Here is a 2,910-nt window from a genome sequence, read left to right as displayed (position 1 = left end):
CCCGGCTGAAGCGCCTGGCCTGCTCGGCCGCGTGCGGCACCTGCTCCATCGCCCTGCGGCTCAGCTCGCTCAGCCGGCCGGACGGCGCGCCGTCGAGCCTGGCCAGCATCTCCTCGGCCGCCAGCACCGACACCGCGAGCGCGAGCTGGCGCTCGGCGGCGGCGACGGGCAGGGCCGTGGTCGCGCAGCGCAGCGCGATGTGCGCGTCGATCCGCAGGTCGTCGCCGGCCAGCCCGATGATGGACGGCACGAGCCCGACCAGCTGGGCGCGGCTCTCGTCGCCGGTGTTGTCGTTGACCAGGCGGGCGAGCGCGGCCAGCAGCGGATGGGTGCAGGCCGGGTGGTCGCTCCACCGCTCGCCGGCCAGGTAGGACGCCAGTTCCATGAAACAGGCGCCGCGCTTCGGGTTGCGATGCCTGCCGCGGGACAGGACCGGCATGTGATCAAGGTGATTGTCCACGGGGTGCTCCATGCTCCACGCGATCGCCGTCCAGCCAGTTTGCGCTGTCGGGCGCGTCAAAGCCAGTGATCGGGCATCTTCCACAGGAATGGTTCCCTCAGGCGATGCGATCATTCCTCAACCGCTATTCATGGTTATGGCACCAAAGAATTTAATTTATGAGGAATTTTCGGCATTTATGACGAAAACAGCGGCCGTACGGGCCGGAACCGTCAGCGTGCCGGCCGCCGGGTCGTAGGACGACCGCCTGACCACCTCGTCCGCCGACGCCGCCTGCACCGGGTGCAGCGCCACCCGGCGGCCCGGCGGCACCCCCGGCGCCCGCGTGCAGGGCGACGGGGTGGGGTTGAGCACCACGACCACCGCGTCCCAGCGCGGGTCCAGCCCCGCGGTGTCCACCCGCATCACGATCACGCCCTCGCCACCGGCCGGGAACGACAGCCGCCGCCGCACCTCCTCCGCCGTGCCCAGCGCGAACGCCGGGGTCGAGGCCCGGATCCGCAGCAGCTCCCCGAACGCCGCCCGCGCCGCCCCGATCGCCGCGCAGCCGGGACGCAGCGCCGGGTCGGCCAGCAGCGGCCGGGCGTACGGCCAGGCGGCCTCGTTGTCCGCCCGCGGCGGCAGGCCCGCGCCGAACCCGTTGCCCGCCGAGCAGTCCCACAGCAGCCGGTTGAACCAGTCGCCGGAGTCGTAGGAGTTGCGGTCGAGCGACTTCGAGCGCAGCCGCTCGCTGCCCGCGTGCACGAACGCCGCCCCCTGCCCCAGCAGCACCGTGGCCAGCGACAGCACCTGCATGCGCACCCGGTCGGCCATCGGCGTGCCCGCGGGCAGCTTGTAGGCCAGCGCGTCGAACAGCGTCTCGTTGTCGTGCGCGTCCACGTACGACACGACGTCGTCCGGCCGGGCGGCGTAACCGGCGGCGGCGCCGTTGTGATCGACCTCCGAGCCCGCGCGGCCCGAGGGCAGCACGTAGTCGCGCAGGCCGCCGGTCAGGCCCAGCATGACCAGCTCGGTGCAGTGGCGCAGGCGTTCGCGCTGCTGCTCCGCCGAGCCGTTGGCGGGCGCGCCGTTGGGCGCGCCGGCCAGGCCGGAGCCGTACCCCTGCACGCGCGGGTCGGCGTCGAACGGGCCGCCGCCGCGCACCGCGTCCCGCAGCCGGTCGTCGAACGTGCCGATGCCGGTGCCGGCCATGTTGGCCTGCGTGGCCTGCTCGAACCTGGCGTCGCCGGCCACCTCGCCGAAGCTCCAGCCCTCGCCGTACAGGATGATCGAGCGGCCGTCCACGCCGTCGCGCTCGGGGGTGAGCGCGTCGAGGGCGGCGCGCACGGCCAGGATGTTGGCCTTCGGGTGGTGGCCCATGAGGTCGAAGCGGAAGCCGTCCACCTTGTACTGCCTGGCCCAGGTGCGCACCGAGTCGACCACCAGCCGGCCCATCATGGCGTGCTCGGGCGCGGTGTTGGCGCAGCAGGTGGAGGTCGCCAGGGAGCCGTCCTCCAGCAGTCGGTGGTAGTAGCCCGGCACGATCGGGTCCAGCACGTCCGCCGAGTGGGTGTGGTTGTAGACCACGTCCATGACCACGCGCAGCCCGGCCTCGTTCAGCGCGGCGACCATGGCGCGGAACTCCCTGATCCGCTCGTCCGGGTCGGTCGCGTACGAGCCTTCCGGGACGGTGTAGTGCAGCGGGTCGTAGCCCCAGTTGAAGGAGTCGCGGTCCGCGGTGAGCGCCACGATCTCCTGCTGCCGTTCGGAGTCGGGCGGCAGGGCGGCGAGGTCGCAGCCGGGCTCGGTCCGGTCCGACCGGCGCTCGGGGATCGTGGCCACGTCGAACACCGGCAGCAGGTGCACGTGGGTGAGCCCGTCCGCGGCCAGCGCGCGCAGCTCGCGCATGCCGTCGCCGTCGTGGCGGAAGGCCGCGTACGTGCCGCGCAGCTCCTCGGGCACGGTGGCGTCGGAGGCGGAGAAGTCGCGTACGTGCAGCTCGTAGATGACCGCGCGGTCCAGCGGGACCGGGGCGGGCTTGGCCAGCCGGTCCCAGCCGGGCGGCTTGAACGCGGGGTCGTCCAGGCTCACCAGCCTGCTGCGGACCCCGTCGGGCGCGGCGGCCAGGCTGTAGGGGTCGGTGACCTCGCTGGTGACGACGCCTCCCGCGGCGGGGGAGTAGACGGTGACGCGGTAGGCGTAGTCCTTGCCGTACCAGGTGGGCAGGCCGCGGATCGACCACACGCCGGTCTCCTCGTCCAGCCGCATCGCGTGCCGGCGGCCGCCGAGCGCCAGCTCCACCCGCCGTGCGGTGGGGGCCCAGAGGGCCAGCCGGGGCAGCAGCCGTCCGGACGGCCCGAGCCCGGCGCGCACAGCCCCGGCGTAGACGTCGTCGAGCACGCCCGGGATCTGCACGCCGGTCGCCGCGGCCACCGCGCCCGAGCCGTCGCGGGCCACGGCCACCACCTGGC

At 73.7% G+C, this 2,910-nt stretch carries 1 protein-coding gene and 1 pseudogene; both read right to left on the bottom strand.

All coding sequences use genetic code 11. From position 1 onward, the window contains the following. Window positions 1–460 (bottom strand): annotated as a pseudogene (locus tag ACWCSD_RS50875) (hypothetical protein); the annotation flags it as partial. A gap of 156 nt (window positions 461–616) precedes the next feature. After that, window positions 617–2,910 (bottom strand): pullulanase-type alpha-1,6-glucosidase (pulA, locus tag ACWCSD_RS50870; RefSeq protein ID WP_449926801.1); only part of this gene is annotated, 2,294 nt, incomplete at its 5' end.

The sequence above is a fragment of the Nonomuraea sp. NPDC001684 genome, from assembly GCF_053596515.1.
The sequence above is the reverse complement of the archived record's forward strand: the minus strand, read 5'-3'. Positions and strand labels throughout refer to the sequence as shown.